General features: G+C 53.8%; 21 protein-coding genes, 1 tRNA gene and 1 pseudogene. 9 read left to right on the top strand and 14 right to left on the bottom strand.

The features are described from left to right. The first annotated feature begins 127 nt into the window (after window positions 1-127). Window positions 128-1,324 (top strand): phosphodiester glycosidase family protein, encoded by a 1,197-nt coding sequence (locus D3H35_RS15780; RefSeq protein WP_378124670.1) that lies wholly within the window; start codon window positions 128-130, stop codon window positions 1,322-1,324. A gap of 111 nt (window positions 1,325-1,435) precedes the next feature. On the opposite strand, the gene D3H35_RS15785 is transcribed toward D3H35_RS15780, so the two are convergent. The 3 genes from D3H35_RS15785 to D3H35_RS15795 all read right to left on the bottom strand — a co-directional run bounded on the left by D3H35_RS15785 (window position 1,436) and on the right by D3H35_RS15795 (window position 4,223). Next, entirely contained in the window at window positions 1,436-2,047 is a 612-nt protein-coding gene (locus tag D3H35_RS15785) for a DUF3298 and DUF4163 domain-containing protein (protein ID WP_119150234.1), read from the bottom strand. Between the two features lie 114 nt (window positions 2,048-2,161). Beyond that, window positions 2,162-3,394 carry a nitrate/nitrite transporter gene (locus D3H35_RS15790; RefSeq protein WP_119150235.1) on the bottom strand — a complete coding sequence of 411 codons (1,233 nt, stop codon included), beginning with the start codon at window positions 3,392-3,394 and terminating at the stop codon, window positions 2,162-2,164. A gap of 271 nt (window positions 3,395-3,665) precedes the next feature. Continuing rightward, on the bottom strand, window positions 3,666-4,223 hold the full coding sequence (locus D3H35_RS15795; protein WP_119150236.1) for an ANTAR domain-containing response regulator: 558 nt from the start codon (window positions 4,221-4,223) through the stop codon (window positions 3,666-3,668). 312 nt (window positions 4,224-4,535) lie between these two features. Between D3H35_RS15795 and nirB the strand changes: the two genes are divergently transcribed. Then, complete coding sequence (gene nirB, locus D3H35_RS15800; RefSeq protein WP_119150237.1) at window positions 4,536-7,028, top strand: nitrite reductase large subunit NirB; 2,493 nt, start codon at window positions 4,536-4,538, stop codon at window positions 7,026-7,028. An 80-nt stretch (window positions 7,029-7,108) separates the two neighbouring features. Further along, window positions 7,109-7,972 carry a uroporphyrinogen-III synthase gene (locus tag D3H35_RS15805; RefSeq protein ID WP_119150238.1) on the top strand — a complete coding sequence of 288 codons (864 nt, stop codon included), beginning with the start codon at window positions 7,109-7,111 and terminating at the stop codon, window positions 7,970-7,972. Window positions 7,973-8,631: 659 nt separating this feature from the next. Here D3H35_RS15805 and D3H35_RS15810 read toward each other — a convergent pair. From D3H35_RS15810 to D3H35_RS15840, 7 genes are all read right to left on the bottom strand, one after another. Further along, window positions 8,632-9,039: a secondary thiamine-phosphate synthase enzyme YjbQ gene (locus tag D3H35_RS15810; RefSeq protein ID WP_119150239.1), complete on the bottom strand. Its 408-nt coding sequence runs from the start codon at window positions 9,037-9,039 to the stop codon at window positions 8,632-8,634. A 122-nt stretch (window positions 9,040-9,161) separates the two neighbouring features. Next, a complete protein-coding gene (locus tag D3H35_RS15815; RefSeq protein ID WP_119150240.1) occupies window positions 9,162-10,115 on the bottom strand; it encodes an SPL family radical SAM protein in 954 nt (317 codons plus the stop codon). Between the two features lie 136 nt (window positions 10,116-10,251). Beyond that, window positions 10,252-10,686, bottom strand: coding sequence for a universal stress protein (locus D3H35_RS15820; RefSeq protein ID WP_119150241.1), 435 nt, complete (start codon window positions 10,684-10,686; stop codon window positions 10,252-10,254). An 87-nt stretch (window positions 10,687-10,773) separates the two neighbouring features. Continuing rightward, entirely contained in the window at window positions 10,774-12,714 is a 1,941-nt protein-coding gene (locus tag D3H35_RS15825; protein WP_119150242.1) for a sensor histidine kinase, read from the bottom strand. Further along, window positions 12,711-14,249 carry a sensor histidine kinase gene (locus D3H35_RS15830; RefSeq protein WP_119150243.1) on the bottom strand — a complete coding sequence of 513 codons (1,539 nt, stop codon included), beginning with the start codon at window positions 14,247-14,249 and terminating at the stop codon, window positions 12,711-12,713. Before D3H35_RS15830 ends, D3H35_RS15825 begins: the two co-directional genes overlap by 4 nt. Continuing rightward, on the bottom strand, window positions 14,222-14,722 hold the full coding sequence (locus tag D3H35_RS15835; protein WP_119150244.1) for a hypothetical protein: 501 nt from the start codon (window positions 14,720-14,722) through the stop codon (window positions 14,222-14,224). Before D3H35_RS15835 ends, D3H35_RS15830 begins: the two co-directional genes overlap by 28 nt. After that, on the bottom strand, window positions 14,719-15,381 hold the full coding sequence (locus tag D3H35_RS15840; protein ID WP_119150245.1) for a response regulator transcription factor: 663 nt from the start codon (window positions 15,379-15,381) through the stop codon (window positions 14,719-14,721). Before D3H35_RS15840 ends, D3H35_RS15835 begins: the two co-directional genes overlap by 4 nt. Window positions 15,382-15,581: 200 nt before the next feature. On the opposite strand from D3H35_RS15840, the gene D3H35_RS15845 reads away from it, so the two are divergent. From D3H35_RS15845 to D3H35_RS35365, 3 genes and pseudogenes are all read left to right on the top strand, one after another. Beyond that, complete coding sequence (locus tag D3H35_RS15845; RefSeq protein WP_158594133.1) at window positions 15,582-16,754, top strand: HD-GYP domain-containing protein; 1,173 nt, start codon at window positions 15,582-15,584, stop codon at window positions 16,752-16,754. A 75-nt stretch (window positions 16,755-16,829) separates the two neighbouring features. Continuing rightward, window positions 16,830-16,905 (top strand) — tRNA-Thr (locus D3H35_RS15850). Between the two features lie 541 nt (window positions 16,906-17,446). Further along, window positions 17,447-17,604 (top strand): annotated as a pseudogene (locus D3H35_RS35365) (transposase); the annotation flags it as partial. Window positions 17,605-17,698: 94 nt separating this feature from the next. Here the strand turns inward: D3H35_RS35365 and D3H35_RS31350 are convergent. After that, window positions 17,699-18,550 carry a hypothetical protein gene (locus D3H35_RS31350; RefSeq protein ID WP_199728580.1) on the bottom strand — a complete coding sequence of 284 codons (852 nt, stop codon included), beginning with the start codon at window positions 18,548-18,550 and terminating at the stop codon, window positions 17,699-17,701. Further along, window positions 18,444-19,508, bottom strand: coding sequence for a stalk domain-containing protein (locus tag D3H35_RS15860; RefSeq protein ID WP_119150247.1), 1,065 nt, complete (start codon window positions 19,506-19,508; stop codon window positions 18,444-18,446). The genes D3H35_RS31350 and D3H35_RS15860 overlap by 107 nt, the downstream gene beginning before the upstream one ends. A 235-nt stretch (window positions 19,509-19,743) precedes the next feature. On the opposite strand from D3H35_RS15860, the gene D3H35_RS15865 reads away from it, so the two are divergent. Further along, the gene (locus D3H35_RS15865) at window positions 19,744-20,211 is read left to right on the top strand and encodes a CcdC family protein (RefSeq protein WP_119150248.1); all 468 of its coding nucleotides are present in this window, start codon (window positions 19,744-19,746) and stop codon (window positions 20,209-20,211) included. A 50-nt stretch (window positions 20,212-20,261) separates the two neighbouring features. On the opposite strand, the gene sda is transcribed toward D3H35_RS15865, so the two are convergent. After that, on the bottom strand, window positions 20,262-20,429 hold the full coding sequence (sda, locus tag D3H35_RS15870) for a sporulation histidine kinase inhibitor Sda (RefSeq protein ID WP_158594134.1): 168 nt from the start codon (window positions 20,427-20,429) through the stop codon (window positions 20,262-20,264). A 162-nt stretch (window positions 20,430-20,591) separates the two neighbouring features. On the opposite strand from sda, the gene D3H35_RS15875 reads away from it, so the two are divergent. Together D3H35_RS15875 and D3H35_RS31355 are read left to right on the top strand one after the other, a co-directional pair. Further along, window positions 20,592-21,332 (top strand): DUF1906 domain-containing protein, encoded by a 741-nt coding sequence (locus D3H35_RS15875; protein WP_119150250.1) that lies wholly within the window; start codon window positions 20,592-20,594, stop codon window positions 21,330-21,332. A 90-nt stretch (window positions 21,333-21,422) separates the two neighbouring features. Then, window positions 21,423-22,295 carry a hypothetical protein gene (locus D3H35_RS31355; RefSeq protein ID WP_199728528.1) on the top strand — a complete coding sequence of 291 codons (873 nt, stop codon included), beginning with the start codon at window positions 21,423-21,425 and terminating at the stop codon, window positions 22,293-22,295. Here the strand turns inward: D3H35_RS31355 and D3H35_RS15885 are convergent. Further along, window positions 22,223-22,891 (bottom strand): NUDIX hydrolase, encoded by a 669-nt coding sequence (locus D3H35_RS15885; RefSeq protein WP_119150251.1) that lies wholly within the window; start codon window positions 22,889-22,891, stop codon window positions 22,223-22,225. The genes D3H35_RS31355 and D3H35_RS15885 overlap by 73 nt on opposite strands. Between the last annotated feature and the right edge of the window lie 4 nt (window positions 22,892-22,895).

The raw sequence follows: 22,895 nt of genomic DNA on the forward strand, positions 1-22,895 counted from the left end.
GGTCATTTCCTGGGAAATGATGTCGATGCAATCTGTCGGATGCATAGAACTTTTGGCGAATGTACTTTTGTCTTGCAACATGATAACTTTGCCATACGTCAAATGTGAGGCAGCAATAGAGAGGAGTGTGGACGCCATCCCGCCGAATACAAACCCAACGCCGTCCGCCGCTCGCAGCGGACAGCCGGCCTCGTCGCCGGTCGGCAGCAGAACGAGCAGAAGCCGCCAGACGAGGCGCCGACGAAAATCGTTTGTGTGGACGCTTGCAAAAGCGGGCTTCTGGACCGGGCTGCTGGGAACAGCCGTATTTGCCGTGTGGTTTTTTCTGACTCCGTCAGGCAATGAGTTCCGCTATATGATGGCCGATTCCCTGATAACGACTCAGCATCGTCATTGGGCGAAATATATTATTGGCGAAAAAGGATTAAAGGAACGAGTAGCGCTCTACGTGCAACGGTTTGATCAAATGGGTGAAGAGAGGGATCTTCATACGATCGCTCCCGATCCGGGTTCGGGGACAGGCGAAGAAGCAGGAGGCTTGGGAAATGAGAACGCGCCGCTGACGTCCGTTGAAGAAATCGACGGAGCAGGCTATCATGGCTATTTGCTGACGGTTCGCGATCCGAAAAAAATCCGACTGGTCGTGCCGATAAAAGCTGACAAGGGCGAGAAGGTTTCGAGCATGGTGAAGCGAACCGGAGCGATCGCGGGCGTCAATGCGGGCGGGTTCGCCGATCCGAATTGGAAAGGCAACGGCTTCAAGCCGATCGGGCTTGTCATTAGTCATGGACAAATCTATTACAACGGCCTCGGCAAAGCGAAGAGTACGCAAATCGTCGGAATCGACAAAGACGGCAAGATGCTCGCCGGACGTTACGGCATACAGGAGCTGCTCGATCTGGGCATATCGGAGGCAGTCAGTTTTTCCCCGCGCATTATCGTGAACGGCAAAGGGCTCATTCCGAGCAAGGAGCAGGGTTGGGGAATCGCGCCTCGGACCGTAATGGGGCAGAGGGAGGACGGGGCGATTCTGTTCCTGATGATCGATGGGCGGCAGCCGGGCTATAGTATCGGAGCTACTCTCTACGATGCGCAGGAAATCATGCTTGCTCACGGAGCGGTCATAGCGGCCAATCTCGATGGAGGCTCCTCTACGGTGCTTGTGAACGGGCAAGGCGAAGTCGTCAACAAGCCATCATCACAATATGGAGAACGGTATTTGCCCAGCGCGTTTCTCGTTTTTGACGATCCGGACAGCGTGAGCGTGCCGAATGTCTGGGCGGGGCTGAAGCCGGAGGACATCGATGCCGGCAAGAAGAAATGATTGTGTGACGGCAAAGGCGTATCGACTAAGCGTTCGAGATTCCTGCCGACCCGTATAAAAAAGCCATCGCGAGTCGATGGCTTTTTTTATATTCGCTGCCGGAGCGTCGGCTTAATACATCATTTCGCCGAGCGGTCCGTTCTCGTCGATAATATCCTTGATTTCGAATACCGAGATCGGGAAATAAGGGAAGCCCCATGCATAAGGGACGATTTCGTACAGCTGAAAATAAATGACTAGCGATTTGTCGGCAATGTAATAATCCTGATCGTCGGATATGCCGGGGTAAGGCACGAGCAAAGGCAGCTCGCGTGCTTTGATTTGCGCCTCGATAATGGCATTAAGCTTTTGCTTGTAGTTGCTGTCGGGCTTGAACAGCTCGCTCAACTTATAGCTGCGGCCGGTGTCCGCATCGAACGTCAACGATTTCTGGATCGTATTGCCGTGCGCGCCTCCGGTGAAAACATAATTGAGCAGCGACAGGCTCAGGACGCCGCGCTCGTTCGTCTTGATCTCGAACGTGCCGTCCATCTCCTGGATATCCTCGCTGGGAAAGCCTTGCTGCTTCATCAGCTCGGTCGACTTGTTCTCAATAGCTTTGTTCATCGCTTGCCGCGCCTTGGGGGTCGTGCCTCCGACGACGATCGGAATGTTAACCTTGACGTGGCTTCCGGCGGTTATCTTCTTAACGTGGATAGGCAGCATTACCGTTTGACCGTTCAATATAGCGTCCCCTTCCCGAATGGGCTGCTGTCCCTACAGCTTATGCGGGAAGGGGGAGGACTGTTCATCGGGTTTGTTTCGGGAAATTGGCGTCCGAGCGGGACTTGAGCTTGTTTACGCGGACAGCTCTTTCGGGACGATGGCGTTTGCGCGCCCGCCTTCGCCGACGAAGGAAGATTTCCAGCTCTTCTGAACGGCCAGGATGGCGATGATGCACAAGACGGCGATTCCGGCCAAGATCAGGAAGCCGGTCGAGTAGCTGTCTGTCGCTTGCTTCACGTTGCCGAGAATTTTCGGCAGGAAGTAGCCGCCAAGACCGCCGGCCGCGCCGACGATTCCGGTTACGAGACCGATCTGCTTGCTGAACCGTTGAGGAACCAGTTGGAACACCGAGCCGTTGCCCATGCCGAGCAGCATCATCATGGCGAATAGAAGGACGGTGATCAAGGTTAGCGAAGGCAGGGTGGAGATGAATGCGAGCAGGACGGCGACTCCAGCGTACAGCAAGAGCAGCATGCGGATTCCGCCGAGCTTATCGGCCAGCCAGCCACCTACAGGTCGGAAGAAGCTGCCTGCAATGACGCATAAGGTAGTGAAATTGCCCGCTTGAATTGGGGAAAGATCGTATTGCGTATTGAAGAAAATCGGCAAGTAGCTCGACATGCCGACAAAGCCGCCGAACGTGACGCTGTAGAGCAGGTTGAAAATCCATGTGTCGCGCTTGGCGATTACTCGGCCGTAGTCGATGAGCTTGGCCGGAGCCGGTTGATTAGGACTGTCCTTGGCAAGCAAGGAGAAAACAACGAATACGACGGCGATCGGTATGAGAGCAAATCCGAACACGACATGCCAATCTCCGTAGTAGGTGGCGATCCGGTTGGCGAACAGCGTGGTGAATACCGTACCGCTATTGCCGGCTCCGGCGATGCCCATGGCAAGCCCTTGATATTGCGGCGGGTACCAGCGGCTGGCCAGCGGGAGAGCGACGGAGAAGCTCGCTCCGGCGACGCCGAGCAGAAGGCCTACATAATGCAGGCTGCTCAGGGTGTGGGCGAACTGCCATCCCCAAATGAGCGGAATGAATGTAATAAGCATTCCGAGCTGGGCTGTCCGTTTCGGTCCGATGCGGTCGGTCAGGAAGCCTAATACGAGACGCAGAATGGAGCCTCCCAGAATCGGGAGGGCGACCAGATTCGCTTTTTGGGCCGCGCTCAAGTCGAAATCTTTCATAATGATAATGGACAGCGGTCCGAGCAGCACCCAAATCATGAAGCTGACGTCGAAGTAAGCGAAGGCGCTGAATAGCGAAGGCTTGTGTCCCGCTTGCAAGAATCCTTTTCCGGCCATTGAACATCTCTCCCTTTGGTATTGTAGCTATGAAACCGTTTTTACGGACATAAGAAAAGCCGGAGCAGTCGAATAAATCGACAGCTGCCGGCTTCGTTGCCAGGCTCGGGCACTCCCTTGTGCCGTGAACCGTTGCGTGCTTATTCGGGCGAACGTGATTTCAGGTGGCGTTCCCGGCTTCATCGCCGGAACCCGCCGCCTCGATCGAGGTTGCTATCGCCATTATATGTTCGAAGTGAATGTTGTGTCAACTAAATTAACATCAAATCTGTCAGCCATGGATGAGCTGGTATACTTTGACGATCGACGCGGCGACTTCTCCGATCCGTTTGCGCTCGTTCATCGCCTGTTTTCGCAGAAAGTCGTATGCCTCGGACTCCGATATACCTTTGATTTCGCAAAGGATTCCTTTGGCTTGATCGACCCACTTCCGTTCTTCGAGCCGCTGAAGAAGCTGTTCCTTCTCCTCAAGCCACCGTCTTCTCTCTTGAAAAGCGCGAGTTCCCCACTTAAGAGCCCATTCGATCTCGCGGCCGGTCATGCTGGGATACAATATGCCGTCAAGAGAATAGCCCGACTCTAATTCCATCGGAGTACGAGGTTCCGCGCAAAGCCAAAGAATCGGCATGCGGCGAAGTCCTATGACGGTAATTTGCCGATCGCGAAGCTTGCTGTAAGACACGTGGAGAATAACGGCGGATGCGGAGGCGACGGAGGATTTGAGCTCATTCTCGGATCGGACGCAAGTGAGGGCCGCGCACGCTTGCGCAAGCTTGTTGACCGGGGCGGGGTCGAGCCCCTCTTCTAGCCAAACCAATGGTTTATACATGGGATTTCCTCCCCTTGACTTGACGGGCGGCGCGCGAAGGCGCAGAACGAAATGGTAAAAGTGCCATTTGCGTAATATAATATAACATGAATTCCAGCGTTATGTCGATAACCTACTTTTAGTATTACGCGAACTTGATTATATGTTAAATTTGTTGACATGATCAAGAGTTTTTTCTTATACTACATCTATAGGGCAGGATGAATGGACGCGCACAACGGAGTGCGGTCTCTCCGGCGACGAAGCCTGTTTCACCGCTAGTTTGGCGCGGTTGAAATAGGCTTTTTGCGTTCAGAAGAGGAGGAATTCGGAATGAGGCGTAAGCTGGTCATGGTTGGGAACGGCATGGCTGGAGTGGCGTTCATGGAGCAGCTGCTCAAGTTGAATCCGAACAAGTTCGAGCTGACGATAATCGGAGCGGAGCCGCATCCGAACTATAATCGTATTCTGCTGTCCTCCGTATTGGCGGGAGATGCCAAGCTGGATGAAATCGTGTTGAACGATTGGAATTGGTACACGGACAATGGAATTGCTTTTTACGCCGGTCATTCGGTTACGCATATCGATACTTTTGGCAGAACGGTCCGAACGGATAGAGGCGTAGTCGTTCCTTATGACGAACTGGTGCTGGCGACGGGCTCTCTGCCCTTCATGCTGCCGCTTCCGGGAGCGGACAAGGAAGGCGTTATCGCCTTTCGGAACATAGAAGACTGCCATACGATGATCGAAGCGGCCCGTGAATATAAGAAGGCGGTCGTCATCGGAGGAGGTCTGCTCGGGCTCGAAGCCGCTCGCGGGCTGCTCAATCTGAAGATGGACGTTAATGTGGTGCATATTTTCGATTGTTTGATGGAACGCCAGTTGGACCGGACCGGCTCCAAGATGCTCCAGGCGGAATTGGAGCGGCAAGGGATGAAATTCCTGCTTGAAAAGCAATCGGATGCGATTCTAGGGAAAAAACGCGTGACGGGTCTCAGCTTCAAGGACGGCACGCGTGTCGACGCCGACCTGATCGTAATGGCGGTTGGAATCAAACCTAATGTCCAGCTTGCCAAAAGCAGCGGCATCGAAGTGAACCGAGGCATCGTCGTCGACGATTACATGCAGACTAGCGTGCCGGGAATCTATTCGCTGGGAGAATGCGCGGAGCATAGAGGTGTCGTATACGGACTCGTCGCCCCGTTGTATGAGCAGGGGGCCGTTCTTTCCAAAAAGCTCGCCGGCGCGGAAACGTCCGGCTATGCCGGGTCCGTGCTTTCGACGAAGCTGAAGGTTTCCGGGGCGAACGTCTTTTCGGCGGGGCGGTTCGGAGACGACCCTGGTACGAAATCGTTGCGCGTTCAGGACGATGTGGAGGGCATATACAAGAAGGTTGTTTTTCAGGATGGAAAAGTCGTCGGGGCGGTTTTGCTCGGAGATACTTCGGAAAGCTCGAAGCTGTTCTCTCTAATCCGGGGAGGAGAAAATTTCGCGGGGCGCGAGCGAGAGGTGCTGTTCGGCGCTTCCGGCGGAGGAATCGGTAAACCGAGCTCGCCAGTTGACCTCATAGCGGAAATGAGCGGCAACGAAATCGTGTGCGGCTGCAACGGCGTCGCGAAGGATACGATCGTCGAGGCGATTCGGGAAAAAGGCTGTGTAAGCATCGGTGAAATCAAAGCTTGCACGAAAGCGTCCGGCTCTTGTGGAGGCTGCAAGCCCCTCGTGGAAGCTATTCTGATTTCGACTCTCGGCGCGGATAGCGTGGTGGACGCAAAAGAGGGCATTTGCGGCTGCACGACATTATCCCGGGACGAAGTCGTCGAGGCGATCGCGCGAATGAAGCTGACGACGACCAAGGAAGCGATGCACGTCCTCGAATGGGCGAATCCGGAAGGCTGCTCCAAGTGCCGCCCTGCGTTGAATTATTATCTTGGTATGTTATTTCCCGAGGAGCATGAAGACGAGCTCGAGAGCCGCTTCGTGAACGAACGCAATCACGCGAATATCCAGAAGGATGGAACCTTCTCGGTCGTTCCCCGAATATACGGCGGCGTGACGACTCCGGAAGAGCTGAAGCGAATTGCCGACGTGGCGGAAAAATACGAGGTGCCTCTCGTGAAAATAACGGGCGGACAAAGAATCGATCTGCTTGGCGTGAAAAAGGAAGATTTGCCGGCGATGTGGAAGGATCTCGACATGCCTTCCGGTTATGCGTACGGGAAGGCGCTGCGTACCGTCAAGACATGCGTAGGCAATACGTTCTGCCGGTTCGGTACGCAGGATGCGATCGGAATGGGCATTGCTATGGAGAAGAAGTTCGAGCGGTTGAATACGCCGGCCAAGGTGAAGCTTGCCGTCTCCGGCTGTCCGAGGAATTGCGCGGAAGCGACGATCAAGGATTTGGGCGTTGTCGCTATAGACGGAGGGTGGGAAATTTATGTCGGGGGTAACGGGGGGACGAGAATTCGCGCCGCCGACCTGCTCGTGAGGGTGAAGACGGAGGATGAAGTGCTGGAATGGACAGGCGCGTATTTGCAGTATTACCGGGAGACGGGCAGTTGGAACGAGCGGACGTCCGAGTGGCTTCAGCGCGTCGGTATTGGGCAGATCAAAGAATCGCTCGCGGATCCGGACGCTCGCGCGGCGTTGCTCGGACGGATCGAGAAGACTCTTAACCTCGCAAAAGATCCTTGGCAGCAAATTATCGAAAACGATGATTTGCGGAAAGCGTTCGATGCTTTGACCGCCAAGCCGCCAAAGCCGGCTTCCGGAGGCGCCGATTCGAAAGCGCAGGCGTCGCTTGTTGAGAAGCCTCCAATGGAATGAAACCTAACATAAGTGTTTTCTAGAACGGCCAAAAAAGGTACAATCAGTATGACTTACATCGGAAGGGACGGGCGATACGAATGGGGAAGCTCGATGGGAAGCATATCGCCGTTACGGGGCCGCGCTGCGCGGAGGAATTTACGAGAATGGTCGTTAAGATGGGCGGACAGCCCTTTATTTATCCGGCTCAAGGAACGGTCTACTCGGACGATCGGATGCTGGAAGAGCAAATTCGAGAGCTGACCGTGAAGCCGGTCGATTGGCTTGTGCTGACGACCGGGATCGGCACCGAAGCTCTCGTTAACAAGGCGGAGGAACTAGGGCTCCGCAGCGAATTGCTGGCGGTTATGTCATCTACGAGGATCGCCGCTCGCGGGTACAAGACGGTCAACGCATTGCGCAAGCTTGATATCGCGCCAACCGTCAAAGCCGACGACGGAACGACGGACGGCGTATACCGGGAGTTGGCCGAATTCCCGCTGGAAGGAGCCCGAATAGCGCTCCAGCTGTACGGGGACCCTTCGCCGAAAATATCCGTCCGTCTGCGGGAGGCTGGAGCGGAGTGCGTAGAGCTTATGCCTTATATTCACGTCATGCCGGATACGGGGCCGCTTGACGAGTTGATTTCTCGCTGTATAGCGGGAAGCTTGAATGCCGTCGTTTTCACGAGTACCGTTCAAGCGCGATGCGTGTTTCACCGCGCTCGCGAGACTGGGCAAGATGAGCTGCTGCTGCGAGCTTTCGAAGACGGCGTAGTCGCGGTCGCCGTCGGCAAAGTAACGGCGGAAGCGTTGTTCGAGGAGAAGGTCGTGCGAGTCCTTTATCCGGAAGAAGAGCGGCTGGGGCCATCGCTTGTAGGAGTCGGACGCTGGTTCGAAGACAATGATGCCGAACAGTCGGTAGAGCTCGACGCCGCTCCCTTAATCAACACAGTATCGAACTAACTCTAATAAGCGAAGAAGGGCTATTCCCCCAGGTCAGAAGACTCGGGGGAATAGCCCTTCTTTGCTCTGCGTCCGCCTAAACGGAGGTCCGGAGCCGGAGATGTGCCGCAAATGATCACAACTCATCCGAAACGGAGGCCCGAAGCCGGAAATGTGCCGCGAACGGTCACAACTCTGCCCAGTCGGACGCTCGGAGCCGGAGCTGTGATGCAAATCGTCACAACTCCGCCTAGCCGAGCGGCTCCGCGCCGGAAATGTGCTGCGAATGGTCACAACTCTGCCCAGTCGGCCGCTCGGAGCCGGAGCTGTGATGCAAATCGTCACAACACGGCTCACCCGGACGCTCAGAGCCGGAAATGTGCCGCGAATGGTCACAACTCTGCCCAGTCGGACGCTTGGAGCCGGAAATGTGTCGCGAATGGTCACAACATGGCCCAGTCGGACGCTCGGAGCCGGAAATGTGCCGCGAATGGTCACAACTCCACCCACCCGGACGCTCGGAGCTGGAGTTGTGTCGCGAATGGTCACAGCACGGCTCACCCGGACGCTCGGAGCTGGAAATGTGCCGCGAATGGTCACAACACGGCTCACCCGGCCGCTCGGAGCTGGAAATGTGCCGCGAACGGTCACAACTCCGCCCGGACCAAATCTCCAACGGCTCAGCCTTCCATTAGCTTCACGAAAAACTCGCGCTGGCGGGGGCCATCGAACTCGCAGAAGTAGATGCCTTGCCATCGGCCGAGCGCCAAGCGTCCTTCCGCTACGATGACGGCCTGGGAGGTGCCGGTCGTAATCGCCTTCAGGTGCGATGCTGTATTTCCTTCCGCGTGGCGATATTTCGGGTGGTTCCAAGGGTATACTTCGTCCAAACGCATAAGCACGTCATGCTTCACGTCCGGATCGGCATTCTCGTTAATGGCTATTCCAGCAGTCGTGTGAGGGCAATAAATAAGGGCGATCCCTTCCGTCATCCCGTGGCGCGATACGGTCAAAGCGACTTGTCTCGTAATGTCTATCATTTCGTCGCGCCTGGAAGTACTCAAAGTTTCGCGGAACAGCGTAGTCATGGGCAATCCTCCGGTTCTTTTTTTTCACATTATAAGGAAGATACCGGTATAGCGCAAAAAAAGCCGAATAGCATTCGGACACAGGCGAGGGTGTTGCCCAAGCAACGCCGCATCGACGCACCTTAAAATAACGTTAGTTGAACGGGAGCGGCCTCGGCGCTACAGGCGGACGGAGGAGCGGCATGGATCGTGTTGGCGGCTTTTGGCTGCGGGACCTTCTCAAAGGAAGAAAGGCCGTAATCGGCAAGCTGTTTGCGGATTCGTTCCCGAACGGGAAGCTTGTATTCGTCGGAGGCGCTTGAAGAACGCCAATACAGCGCTCCGTAATCGGCGGTCAGGCGAGGGTAAGCTCGATCCAACGTCGAGAAAAACCAAGCTTTCACTTCAGGCGTCGATAAGCGAAGAAAAGAAGGCATGACAGATTGCGCTCCCGAGCGAGCGCACCCGTCGATGATCGCTTCCGTGGAAGCGTCGTCGTCCGTAATATACGGCAATATAGGGGCCATAAAAACATTCGCGGCGATTCCGGCCTCGTTCAACCGGCGGACGGTGTCCAAGCGTAGCTTGGGCGAAGGGGTGGACGGCTCGAAAGTGCGCCAGACGATGGGGTCCAACGTATGGACGCTAACATTGACCGAACAGCCGGGCAGCTTTCTTAATACGTCAAGATCTCTAAGCACGAGAGGCGAGCGAGTCGTAATGCTGACGGGAACGCCGAATTCGGCCAACGTCTCCAAGCAGCCTCGGGTCAGCATCTCCCGGCCTTCAAGCTGCTGGTAAGGATCGGTCGCCGTCCCGATCGCAACGTGGGAAGGCAGTCCGCTCTTTCCCTTCTCCATGCGCCGCAATTGGGAGCGCAGAATAGCCGAAGCATCCTTCTTCCAATAAATATGGCTTCGAAACGCATCGTCCGCACTTTCTCCAAGGAACGAATGGGTGCTGCGAGCATAACAGAAGCTGCATCCGTGCTGGCACCCGCGGTACGGATTGATCGACCAGTCGAACGGCATGGACGGAGCTTTCACGGCATTCAACAGCGTGCGCGGAACAAGCGGTTCATATCGAATCGGGTTCATCGAAAGCGGAAGCCTCCCGGAGCTGAGCGAATATACAAAATGGGAACAAATGTTCTATTTAGTTAGTATATCGCAATCATCTCCTCGAAACAACAATAGCCCGTCATTAAAAAAAGCCGGAGCGACCGGCTTCCTTCTAATCTTTCATGACGAGCACAGGCATCGCGGAATGCCTGACGACGTATTGCCCGACGCTTCCGAGAAACATCTCCTCCATCCGGTTCAATCCCCGGTGGCCGATGACGATGAGATCCGCGCCGATCTGCTTCGAATGCTCGATGATCGTTGGGCCGGGCACGCCTCTTAGCAAAGTCAACCGGGGGTTGATTTCGGGCGGGAACAAGTCGAAGGATTGTTCGAGAATTTCCTGCGAAGCGTCTTGAATGAGATCGATTCCGGGAGGCGTATACACCGCAGGCTCGCCGGTCACTACCGGTTTGAGCCTTTCGAGCACGTGCACAACCTCGACTTTGGAGCGATTAACTGCGGCTATTTGGGCGGCTGCGGCCGCAGCCTTTTTGGAAGTGTTCGAACCGTCGTACGCAAGCAAAATAGATTGAAAAAAAGCCATGCCAAGCCCTCCTTCTTGAAGAACCGAAAAGCAAAGCTAACGCTTTCCGTTTCTCGGATAAACCTATTTTACCCTTGAAGAGTAGGTTTATAACACGGGAGAGCCGACGGGGAGCGATAGAGTAATGACGCAGCCGGGCGTTCCGGGCTCTACCTTCAGCAATCCTCCGAGCCTTGCTGCCCTGTCTGTCATTTCCTCCAGTCCGAATCCGAAATCGGAAGGGACATAAGTAAGGCCGTCGTTGGACAGCCGCAGCTTCACGCAATCTCCGGAGACGCCGAGCGAAAGCTGGAAGAAGCGCGCTTGGCCGTGGCGGATGCCATTCGCAAGGCCTTCCTGCAGCGTCTGGAACACGATTCTTTTGTGCAAAATGCTCATGGACTCGGGCAGCTTGCCGATCTTGCACTCGATGGAGCAAAGTGCTTCTTTTTCCGTCTCTCTTATGAGCGCCCCGACTGCGCCGGGCAAATCATAGTGCTCCGTATCCTCCTTCAGAAGACGAACGGATTGCCGAATATCGGCAAGTCCGCGACGAACCAGCGACTGGGAAGCTTCCAGCTTGCTCTCCGCCAGCGTCCGATCCCGATGAAGCAACCTTTTCGCCGCCTCCAACTGAACGATCGTTTCCGTCAGCGTATGGCCTACCGCATCGTGAATCGTTCCCGTAATACGGTGCTGTTCTTCGAGAATAATCGTCTCCGCGAGAGCCTCCGAAGTTTCTCGGATGGTCGCGGCCAGTCGTTCGTGGGTTATTTCAAGCTGCTCGTTCCGCTCTTTTAGCTCGTGAGTTCGGTTCTGCACGACTTGCTCCAAGGAACGGTTCCATTCGGTAAGCTGCCGATTCATGGCGGTATAGCGGTACATAATGACCCTGATGAGGCAAATAACGAATCCGAACAGCCCCCAGAACAGCAAGTCGAATGGCAGGCTGTTGATCCATGCGATATGCGCTCGGAGCCAGTCGGTAATGCCTGGCAGCCAAGCGAACCGCAGTATATGAATGAGCGCGATCGCCAGCAGCAGGATGAAGCCGGCCAGAACCCAGACCGATTCCACATCTTTGCGCCTTTTGTACGCGGCGAAGATCGATATAAACACGATGCAGAAAACGAAAAGAAAGGCCGGAGGGTACACCATTTCACCCAAGAAGCCGTAAACGTCAAAAAAGAAAGCGGCCGAAATCGTCATCGCAATGGATAGAACGAGCATGAAGACTCGCAGAATACGGTTTGCCAAAGTCAGATGCCCGGGAAACAGCGACGCCATAATGCCAAGCGTGGCGAAGGTTGCCCAAGGCATGCACACATCTTGGAGATACGCAGGCCAAGGGCTGTTCCAGAAAAATTGCAGCAAATGGTTCCGGACGAGGGAAGCGTATCCTCCGGCAAAAGCTAGAAGTGCGAAATAAGCGTAGAGCTTGTCCCGATGGCTCGCATACAAACCGAGAGAGATCAAGCAGCTGAACAGCAGCATGCCTCCCAGCACGATGTTATCCATATCTTCATGCAGAATCCGGTTCACGTGCGCGGATTTATTGCCGTAGTCGATCCAAGGACTGACTCCCCCGGAGACGGAATTGCGCAGTAGCAGGTAGACCTGCTTCGGGGCCGGAGAGGGCAGCGGCACCAGCTTCCAATGAAAGCTTGCGCTTAAGCGAACGCCTTTCTTCATAAAGTTGGCGTCCAGCAGCAACCGATCCTCGTCGAAGGCTTTCATGCTGCCGACGTTAATGATCCATAAATACGGATTTTCTAGGCCGGACTCCTCCGGCAGAGGCACTCGAAGCCAGTAGTACCTGTACGTCCGGTCGACCGTTCCCGAGAAGGAACTCCAATCGCTTCCGGTCGGCGGCGGTGCCGCTTCCTCGAGGGAATCGGCCGGATGCCACTCCCAGCCGTCATCGGGCAAGGTGACGGTGCCGTCTTTTTTCTCCAGGGAGGTAAGTCCCCATCCCACGGCAAAAAGCAGCGCGGCCAGCAGGGCCAACGTTCGAATTAGAGGGACGTGCGCGCGAAGAAAGCCGTTCATTTTAATCCTCCTGTTGCGAGCCCCTGTCCCTGCTGGCCGGATGCTTCATACGGAAGCGATACGGTCAGAACGCAGCCGGGCTGTCCGGGCGAAACCGTCATGATGCCGCCCAACTGGGAGACGCGTTCGGACATGGCTCGAAGCCCGAATCCGAATGCGGCAGGCTTATAGGTATTGCCGTCGCTGGCGAGCCGGAAGAGCAGTTGTCCGTTCTTGGCTTGCAGCGAAAATTCGAAGCGGCTGCTGGCGCCGTGCCGCAAACCGTTCGTCAGCCCTTCCTGAAGCGCTTGGAACAGCACTCTCTTATGCAGCAAGAGCAGGGAAGCGGGAAGCGCTCCGATTGTGCAATCGACGGTGGCGCCGGTCGAGCTTTCGGTCTCCCGAATCAAACGATTCATGGCCTCGGCCAAGTCGTAATGCCCGGAGTCTTCTCTGAGCATAGGAACGGATTGCTGGATTTGTTCCAGGCCGCGGCGGACGAGCTCCTGCGAGGCGCCCAGCTTGTCCTCCGCCAGCAGCGGGTCGCGGTCCAGAAGGCGCTTGGCGGCTTCCAACTGAACGATAGTGGCGGTAAGGGAGTGGCCGATCGTATCGTGAATCGTACCGGTGATGCGGTTGCGTTCCTCGAGTACCTTGGAATCGGCCAGCGTCTCCGCCTTCTCGCGCATGGAGCGAGACAGCCTGGCATTCGCTTCCTTGAGCTGCGCCGTTTTTCCCTGAAGCTCACCGGTCCGTTCCGCAACTTTTTCCTCAAGCGCTTTGTTGAATTGCAGCAGCTTCTCGTTCAGGACGCCGAAACGGTAGATGATGACCCGGACGAGACAGAGAAGGAACAAGAACATCGCAATCGACAGCAAGTCGAAGGGCAGGGCTGCGAGCGGCGGCGCGAAATGCTCAATCCGCCCGAAGACGGCCGGCAAGTAAATGCGAAGAACGTGAATGAGCGCCAAAGCCGTAACGATAAGAAAGCCCGCCAGCATCCAGATGGACTCCGGATCCTTGCGATCCCGGTAGGTGGAGCGAAGAACCCAGAATACGATGACAGCGGTAAGAAGAAACAAGGCGAGCAGCGGATAGCTGAGCAGCCACGAATACCACTTCATATTCAAGAACAGCGCGCTTGCGAGCGTCAGACAGGAAAACCAGAACAGGATGCGCCGGAACTCGTCCAACACCCGGGTTTTTAACGTCATGCGGAACACTTCATGAATGCTGCTCACGAACGCGGTCACTCCGAACGGGAATACCGCCAGCTCCAAGTAGCTGAGCCAAGGCTGATCCCAATAGGCCTGAAGCAAGTAATTGCGGACGAAGGCGGCGTAACAGCAACACAACGACAATAGGAAAAAGTAAAGATGCAGACGATCGCGTCTTCCCCAATATAAGCCGAGCGCGACGCACGCCCCTAATAGAAAGAAGCCGGCGAGCACCAAGCTGTACGTGTCTTTGCGTACGAGATGGATGAGCAGGTCGCTTTTGTCGATCAGTCCGATCCACGGAGCCGGGTTCAATGCTTCGCGGTTGTCGATAAGCATGTACAGCTCGGATGGAAGAGGTGAGGAAAGCGGCGCTGCGTTCCAGTGGGTGAACAGGTTGAGCCTATCGCTCCGCTCCTTCGGGTCGTAGGAAAACAGCCATTGCCCCGGTCGAACACCCGGAGAGAGGGGGTATTGAATACCCAGAGCGTCGGCTCGCGCAGAAGCGGCGCTTCGTCATCGTAAGCCAAGGGGATTCGGAGCCAGTAATAGCGGGATTCATTATGCAGATCGGGTCGGCTCGATAAGGGGATCCAGCCTTGATCGGGAGGGGCGGCTTCTTGGAAGGATGAAGCGGACGCCCATTGCCACTTCGAGCTGTCGAGTCCTTGGCCGGCCGGCGATCGTTCCAAGGAGACGAGCCCCCAGCCGATGAGCAGAAGAATGCCGAGCAGAAAGCCCAGAACGCGAAGCAGGTGGAAATGGCTTCGCAATCCTCTCGCATACCATCGTTTCACTGCGGTCTCTGTCATATGACAGTCATGTCCTTCAGCCAAATGACGGCCTGCGTCCGATCGTTGGTACCGATTTTATCGTAGATGGTGCTGATATAGTTTTTGACGGTTCCCTCGCTCATGAACAGAAGCTGGGCAATATCCCGGTTGGTGCGGCCCTCTACCATGAGGGCGATGATGCTCATCTCCCGTTCCGTGAATTTAAGGTCCGTCGTCTTGCCGCGCATGCGCCCGGGCGCCGCAGGCCGATGGGCGGAAGGAGAAGCAAGCCGGTTCGCCAGCTTGACCGCTATGGAGGACGGCAGCATCATCTCGCCTTTGGCCGCGTCTCGTACAGCCTGAAGCAGCTTATTCGTCGGGATATCCTTGAGCAGGAAGCCGACCGCTCCGCTGGCGAGCGCTTCTATAATGTAATCGTCCTCGTCGAAAGTCGTCAGCATAAGCACTTTCGTATCCGGCGCTTGCTCGTGCAGCTTTTTGACCGCTTCGATCCCGTTCATCACCGGCATGCGTATATCCATCAGCACGAGATCCGGGCGGAGCTGCAGGGCAAGCTGGCAAGCCTCTTCGCCGTTCTCGGCGGTCGCTACTACCTCAATGTCGTCCTCCAGTTGAAGGATCGTCTGCAGCCCATCCCTCATAAGCGTCTGATCGTCGGCGATAATGATTCTAAGCATCCGTGATTCCCCTTTCCATGTCTGTTCCATTATAAGGCATTTCGGAACCGTTGAGCGACGTAATTTTCGACAGGAATCACTTAAAACATGACTTTAGGAGTGACACCCGTCACTGGTCATATGACGTAAGACTCCGGTACGATAGGACTATGACAAGGGAGCGTTGCGGAACCCGAGCAACTACAAGGAGCGATGAAAAAATGATTATCGTACGAACGAATCAATGCCGTCCAGGAATGAAGCTGGGACGATCCATCTATACGGAGCAAGGCCACGTTCTGGCCGGCCGCGGTTTCATTCTGACGGAGCATGCCATCAACAAGCTGGCGCAATTGGGCTTGCCGTTCCTGCACATCGAAGAAGAGGGCACCGAGGATATCGCTCCGGATCAAGCTATTCGCGACGAGACGATCATCGTTCTGCACGGGGCGCTGTCGCATGTGATGGACGAGCTGCTCGTCGGCAAGCGCGACGTGCTGTCCGCGAACGTTGTCCGCTTCTGCCACGATGCGGCGAAGATGCTGGTGGCCGATTTGCGCGAGCGGCGCAATCATCTCTGCTTGCCGGTTCACTTGACGACGATGCTGGCCGACGGGGACAAGCAGCATTTTCTGGAGCATGCGTTGAACGTGGGTGTGTGCGCTACCCGCCTCGGACTGGAGGATGGGCTTAATTCGGAAAATTTGCACGCGCTGGCTATGGGAGCGATACTTCACGATGTCGGCCGTCTGCTGCTGCCGGGAGGATTGAAATGCACGGCGAAGGACAGCAGCCTGGAGAAGTACATGTCCCATACCGAGCTCGGCTATCGTTTGCTGCGCGACAGCGGCTTCCCGCTGCTGACTGCGCATAGCGCTTTGTACCATCATGAGAGAATCGACGGCAGCGGCTATCCGTACGGACTGGAGAGCAATAGCATCCACAAGCATATTCAGTGGATCAGCATGTTCGACTTGTTCGATACGCTCGTTAATGGCCGCGGCAACAATAGCCCGATGCTTCCGCACGAGGCGTTGGAGGTTCTGTATGGCGGAGCGGGAATATTATACGATTTGGAAAAGGTGCGTCGGATGCGCGATAATCTCGCCTTGTTTCCGAAGGGGACGACCGTCCGTCTAAGCAGCGGGGAAATCGGAGTCGTAAGCGGTTTTCACGAGGATAGCAAGCAAAGACCGATCGTCCGGGTTATTCGCACTCCGGAAGGAAATTCCTTGCGATATCCGTACGAGGTCGATTTGAAGCAGCAGCTGCACCTGATGATCAGCGGGCTGGGCAGCGAGAAGTCGTTCGCCGTGGGCGCCGGCGCAGCGGCTGCGGATTGGAGCTCCGAGACGAAGGAAAGAAGAAGCAATCGGGTATTTCACGTCGTCTAGATATATGTAAAAAAATACCTGCGAAATTACTGTTGACTTTTGTCGGGAAAATCAATAATATAGGACAAGTGACTTGCTGATGTAGCTCAGCTGGTAGAGCAACGCATTCGTAATGCGTAGGTCGGGGGTTCGAATCCCTTCATCAGCACCACTTCACTTTTTAAGCACAGCGCGGCCTCTTGGGTTTTCCAAGGCCGCGCTTTTTGCATTTAAAAGTTCTTCAGAGAGATGGCCACCTTAATTGTGTAGTCGAAGGCGCAACAGTGGGAAGAGGTACCATACATTCGGCGGGAAGTGCGGTCGATAGCGCAACAGTGGTACGAGGTACCATACATTCGGCGAGAAGTGTGATCGAGAGCGCAACAGTGGGAAGAGGTACCATACATTCGGCGGGAAGTGCGGTCGATAGCGCAACAGTGGTACGAGGTACCATACATTCGGCGAGAAGTGTGATCGAGAGCGCAACAGTGGGAAGAGGTACCATACATTCGGCGGGATGCGTGATCGAGAGCGCAACAGTGGGAAGAGGTACCATACATTCGGCGGGATGCGTGATCGATAGCGCAACAGTGGGAAGAGGTACCATACATTCGGCGAGAAGTGTGATCGAGAGCGCAACAGTGGGAAGAGGTACCATACATTCGGCGGGATGCGTGATCGATAGCGCAACAGTGGTACGAGGTTATCGGTTTCGGAGAATGATCGAGCCGGAGAGTGTATTTGGGCAAATGAAAAACAACCGGGATTCCGGCGCGGTCTACTTCGCGGCTTGCCGAAGATAAGCCTAGAGGTCGGATGTCTTTCGCTTGCCCACAATTTGTTGGAGAAAGCGGAAATGGACCAAAACTAGCAAAGGCGGCGCAGGGATAACCTCCCTTGCACCGCCATTTTTAGATTTTTCCCCTTTTTGAACTTACTTCTGGGACAGCCTCCTCTTCCAATCCTTATTCGTAACCACTACTATCGCTCGTTTTCAGACCATATTTAAGTGTTTCTTTTGTACCATCAGTGTATTCCATTAATATTTCATCGATAACAATTGTCTCTAAGGCACCTTGATAAGTAAAAAGATTAAATACAACTAATTCCTCACCAGGTTTAACCGGACCAACATATTGAAGAGTAAATTTACTTTTACCGGACATTTCATCGTAAGAAGGATCACCTACGGGATTATAAGTACTTATTTTTACTGTGTAATATTTAATAGTTTTATTGGATATATTGCTTGCCATCCAAGTAAGCTTAACCCCATCTACTGAATTGACGCTATAATTGAAAACCGAAGGGGCACTAATAACATTCTTATAATCAACCGTTTTTGGCGTTGAGTTTGGTTTGGGTGCAGCGGCTGGAGTTGCTGTTTTTGCCGGTGCGTCATTAATAGTTATTGTACCTTTCTTGGGATCATGTTTAATAGTGATCCCTTTCAAATCCTTTAGCGAATCTAATGCTAGGTATGGCTTTCCATTAATTACTTTGACATCGGTTTTAATTGCTTTTCCATTAACGCTTAAAGAATATTTCACAGCTGCATATGCCCCGAGTCCAAAAGAAGACAAGATAATTAAAAGTGCTAGAACAGATAAATATATTTTCTTTTTCATGATTTCACCTGCAGAAATCCCCATCGGCTGGGGAGTGGCTATAGCTTGAGTTGGAATTCGCTTGCTTCCTGAACGTAATTTATTAATTTTGAATGGTTGTAAGCTTGCCATTTTGAAAATAGAGGTAACTATATCCGTAGACCCATTGTTCAAAAATTCCATACTCTGTTGTGGTTGTATTAATATCATCAGGCTCGCCCCAGGACATTAATGCTTGAGGGGTAGTCATACCAATAAACACTTCTTCTTCTTTTATTGCGTTCCAAACTTTTGCAGACCACTTGAACTCTTTTTGAGGATCCTTCTTAAAGTAAGACAATGCGAACGAATTCGATATTTTATATAGTTTGTTTTTGTAGGTTATTATCGTCTCATCACCCGAAAGTTCATCTGTGATGGTAATTTGAGATAAACGAGGGAGTGTTATAACTTTATTGGTAGTCAAATCTGTAGCAGTGTCTTTATAGTTTGTCCAAATCTTCTTTCCAATCAGTGCAATGATTTGTTTATTTTCGACTTCGATGAATCCACGATTTACGCCAGCATTAAATTCATATTTCATGAATGTTTCCAGGTCGGAAGAAAAATAATCGTATTCATATTTCTTTTTAAGTGTTTCATAGAGCGGCGTTAAGTTTTTCCAAGTTGCCGGAGCAACTTCACCAGCAGCAATAAGGGATGAGTTATTAGATTGTAATTTGAGTTCCAATTGTTTGCAAAGCCATTGAAGGGATATGTATTGGACATTATTTTGCCTAATTAACGCGGCGGGCATCCTTTCAATCTTTGATGCAAATTCATATGTTATTCCTGCAGTAGCACTCTTATAATTTTTCTCGCTAATAATTTTGATATTTGCTAATTTGCTGTTAGGCATTACTAAAATTACTTTTTTCAAAGAATTAATTCGATAGCCGGAGTATTCGGTATTCCATTCCAGATTAAGTTTGAGTTGAGTTACGAAGTCTTTTAGGGGGACGAGAACTTCTTTTCCTTTACTAAGTAATGGCGCTGTTGATTTGAAAGGAGCACCATTAATGGTTAATTGTGAATTTGCTTTGGGGAGTAAGTCGGCGGCGAAGGAAGTGCGGTTGTTAACGCTAAGCAGCGTTAAAAGAAATAGGAGTATCACGACTGTTTTTTTCATATTGCACCCTTTATATTCCCGATCGGCTCGAGGATTGGCTAGGACTATTGATCCTTATCATTCTACTACAAAAGACCTAATCTTGGCGATATGTGGAAGAGCAACGGCGCGGTTCCCGAGTAGAGGGAGCTGCCTTTTTTGTTCACTGGAGTTGGGAATGCATGTATACTATCTAAAAGGGAAAAAGAGGAATTTGGAGTACGAACGAATCCAGTCTGTTGAAAGTGGTGCGAGCATGGGCAATTCTTTTTATGTAACCTTCATTCTGATCGCCGCTCTGGTGCTTTGGAGGAGAACGCGAAGCTTTTACCGTCCGATAAAAGGAGATGGGCGAAGAATTTTGCTTCCGGTGCTGTTCATGCTTCCGGGCATTGCGTTGGTGCTGAACAAGGACGTTCACGCGCCGGCGTATGAGTGGCTGGTCGCTTGCGCGATCGGGGTCGCGCTGTCGATTCCTCTCATATGGACGACGGAGTACGAAGTACGGGAGGACAAGCAGATTTACGCGAAAAAGAACGTCGGATTCATTGTCGCGTTTGTGGCCGTTCTCGCCATACGGTTCGCTCTGCGCAGCTACTTGCAGATGATCGATCCGCAGACGTTAAGCGCTTTGTTCATGGTCGTGGCTTTTTCGTACGTACTGCCGTGGCGAATCGTATCTTTCGTCAAGTTTCGGAGAACCGCGCTGCTGCAGTCAGCGTAATCAACTGGGGAGCGCAGAGCCGAGCGAGGGGTTCCGCGCTTTTTTTTGAATCAGTGCAGCTCCTTGAGCACTTGTTCGAGCGTCAGATTGCGGATTTTAATTTCCTGAAGAAGAATTTGGATGAACTCGTCGTCCATGGAGTATTCCGCGGCGGAAATAAACTTGTTGATCAGAAAAGTGTCGTCCAAAGAATGAATAGCTTCTCTAATGTCTCTCAAGATCATGACCTCCTCCGTTGCATAATGGGTAATTTCATCATAACTGCAAGGTATGAGATATCCTGATGATCAATTATTAACCAAATGTTAGTTTTTTGAATATATATCCAGCCCGAACGTTTGCGGCGGAGCTGTCATCTTCTTATAAAGAGGTGAGCGAAAGTGGCAAAAGGAATCGATTGCGCGAATCCGCTTACGGCCAAGACGGCCAAATCTCTTGCTAAGTCAGGCTTTGAATTCGCGGGAAGGTACCTTGTTCCGGCAGCCTATAAATGGAAGCGGTTGACCGACGCGGAAGCCAAAGTCATTACGGATGCCGGAATGCAGATCGTCTCCGTGTTCGAGACGACGGCGAGCCGGCCGTCCGGCGGAGCGTCCGCAGGGAAGCTGGATGGAGCGTCTGCATACAAAGAAGCGATTGGGATTGGTCAGACGACAGGCAGCGCGATCTATTTTGCCGTCGATTACGATGCGCAGCCAGGCGATTACGGCCATATAGAGGCTTATCTAAAAGCGGCGAAAGCCGAATTGCCCGGTTACGAGGTCGGCGTATACGGCTCCTATGCGGTGATCGAGGAAATGGCGAAGCGCAAGGCGTGCGGGCATTTCTGGCAAACCTATGCGTGGAGCGGCGGCAAGAAGAGCGGTCACGCTAACATCTATCAATATAAAATCGATACGACAGTGAACGGACTCGCGGTCGATCTTAACGAATCTTTCGGCGGCGAAGGCTGGTGGAGCTTGAACGGGGAGGAGGAGTCTGTCATGAGCGAAAAGGATGCTAACAAAATCATTGCTTTCCTGCAAGCCGGCTTCAACGCGACGGAGTCCAAGGAAGCGAGGGACGAGTTCCATCGGCTTGCCAATGAAGTGCGCAAAGCGGCGGGAATGCCGCCGGCATAATTAAGAGGGCAGTCCATCAGCCTTGCCGGCATACAATGGTCGTAAAGGCGTCTGCCCGACGAGGCGAACGCTTGCGAAGGGGGACTGCCTTTGCCGATCATTCCGAACTTTCCGGAGCGGCTGCTGGAGGAGCACAAACGTTGGCATCATGCACGGCATAGCGTGGATATTACGCGACCGCCCTCCGGCTACGGGCTCGATTTTTTGCAGTTTCACCGCAATTACATCCGCAAGGCGATAGCCTGGTACGTCAAGAACGGCGGAGATGCGGCTCTCGTCGCACCGTGGACGTCCGTTCCGGAAGAGATCCGGCGGTCTCCCTGTTATGATGTCGATGCGGAACGGCGCATTCTGACGCAGCCGGAGACGTTCGCCACCGCAGACGAGCTTGGCCGGTTCATTGAAAGCTCGGGGCTGCACGGCTGCATGCACCAACAGCTTTCCGAGCTTCTCGGCGAACCGGAAATCAACGATTTCGACACCGTTCCGCGTCACACCGAATTTTACAACATCCATGGCATGGTTGAACGATGGTATCAAAATTGGGAAGGAATGGGACGGTTTCGGAACGGGCTGTCCTATTGGTGCGGCAAGTTCGACAGCGATGAAGAAGAAGTGCTGTATTATCGTCCAAGCGACGGCATCTGGTGGCTGGGAAGGCCGCGTCAGAATGAATCACGCCCGGACGTTTCAACCGCTTATATGGAGTGGGAGGCCGTCGGAGACAGCGAGGTATTCGGCCGCTTTCAGGACGGCCGGCCTTTCCGGGTATGGGACACCGACGGCGACGGCAAGCACGAGATTCTGTTCTACGATCCGCCTACGGGAAATTGGCAGGAAGGCAAAATAAAAGACGGCCGGCTCGAATGGACGCCGGTCCGTCTGCTGCTTCAAGGCTTATCGAACGAATCGATCTCCCCGCGCTCCGTCAAGGAGAGCAAAAATCGGAATACGTCGACATAGTAGCTTAAGTCTCTGGGGACGAAATCGGAGACACGGAGCGTTGCCGAGCTTTCGCTCAAGCCGATCTTCCCTAATCGGAAGCCGTCGGCTTGGGCGGCGGCGATCCGGCCTTCCATGAGATCGATCAACCGCTCCGCGTCGCACTCGTAGATGCCGGCGACCTCTTCCTCCTGCAGCTTGAAGCGATTCAGCGGATGAGAGGTCAGGCAGCCGAACACATGGCTGATCTCGCGGTCGATATAAGGCACGCCCCGAAGCTCCCCGCTCGCATTCTCCCGGATCGTGCCGAACGGGACAAGCCTCTCGAAAGGGACGCTCCAGCCGATTTCCTCGTCCATCTCCCGAACGGCATCCTGCAGAGTCTCTCCGGCAGATAGATGGCCGGCTACCGTAATGTCGAAGCAGCCCGGATTCGTATCCTTGCTCTCGGCTCGGCGCTGGAACAGCACGGCCGTTCGTCCGTCCGGCATCCGTCGCGCAAGCCAGCAGTGAAACGTATGGTGCCAGTAACCGAGTCTGTGTACATCCTTGCGGGATGCCGTTCCGATCGGAGAGCCGTCGTCGTCGTAAATATCGAATCTCTCTTCCGAGCTCATGAAC

Origin of the sequence: Cohnella faecalis, from assembly GCF_003570905.1 — a bacterium.
GTDB lineage: Bacteria > Bacillota > Bacilli > Paenibacillales > Paenibacillaceae > Cohnella > Cohnella faecalis.

What these genes read in the sequence shown, in the direction of transcription:
- D3H35_RS15805 (WP_119150238.1), top strand. Translation starts at nt 7,109, where the DNA reads ATGGGGAAGCTCGATGGGAAGCATATCGCCGTTACGGGGCCGCGCTGC.
- D3H35_RS15820 (WP_119150241.1), bottom strand. Translation starts at nt 10,686, where the DNA reads ATGGCTTTTTTTCAATCTATTTTGCTTGCGTACGACGGTTCGAACACT.
- D3H35_RS15815 (WP_119150240.1), bottom strand. Translation starts at nt 10,115, where the DNA reads ATGAACCCGATTCGATATGAACCGCTTGTTCCGCGCACGCTGTTGAAT.
- D3H35_RS15860 (WP_119150247.1), bottom strand. Translation starts at nt 19,508, where the DNA reads ATGAAAAAAACAGTCGTGATACTCCTATTTCTTTTAACGCTGCTTAGC.
- D3H35_RS15790 (WP_119150235.1), bottom strand. Translation starts at nt 3,394, where the DNA reads ATGGCCGGAAAAGGATTCTTGCAAGCGGGACACAAGCCTTCGCTATTC.
- D3H35_RS15845 (WP_158594133.1), top strand. Translation starts at nt 15,582, where the DNA reads ATGATTATCGTACGAACGAATCAATGCCGTCCAGGAATGAAGCTGGGA.
- nirB (WP_119150237.1), top strand. Translation starts at nt 4,536, where the DNA reads ATGAGGCGTAAGCTGGTCATGGTTGGGAACGGCATGGCTGGAGTGGCG.
- D3H35_RS15835 (WP_119150244.1), bottom strand. Translation starts at nt 14,722, where the DNA reads ATGACAGAGACCGCAGTGAAACGATGGTATGCGAGAGGATTGCGAAGC.
- D3H35_RS15830 (WP_119150243.1), bottom strand. Translation starts at nt 14,249, where the DNA reads ATGCTTATCGACAACCGCGAAGCATTGAACCCGGCTCCGTGGATCGGA.
- D3H35_RS15840 (WP_119150245.1), bottom strand. Translation starts at nt 15,381, where the DNA reads ATGCTTAGAATCATTATCGCCGACGATCAGACGCTTATGAGGGATGGG.
- D3H35_RS15825 (WP_119150242.1), bottom strand. Translation starts at nt 12,714, where the DNA reads ATGAACGGCTTTCTTCGCGCGCACGTCCCTCTAATTCGAACGTTGGCC.
- D3H35_RS15810 (WP_119150239.1), bottom strand. Translation starts at nt 9,039, where the DNA reads ATGACTACGCTGTTCCGCGAAACTTTGAGTACTTCCAGGCGCGACGAA.
- D3H35_RS15885 (WP_119150251.1), bottom strand. Translation starts at nt 22,891, where the DNA reads ATGAGCTCGGAAGAGAGATTCGATATTTACGACGACGACGGCTCTCCG.
- D3H35_RS31350 (WP_199728580.1), bottom strand. Translation starts at nt 18,550, where the DNA reads ATGATATTAATACAACCACAACAGAGTATGGAATTTTTGAACAATGGG.
- D3H35_RS15795 (WP_119150236.1), bottom strand. Translation starts at nt 4,223, where the DNA reads ATGTATAAACCATTGGTTTGGCTAGAAGAGGGGCTCGACCCCGCCCCG.
- D3H35_RS15865 (WP_119150248.1), top strand. Translation starts at nt 19,744, where the DNA reads ATGGGCAATTCTTTTTATGTAACCTTCATTCTGATCGCCGCTCTGGTG.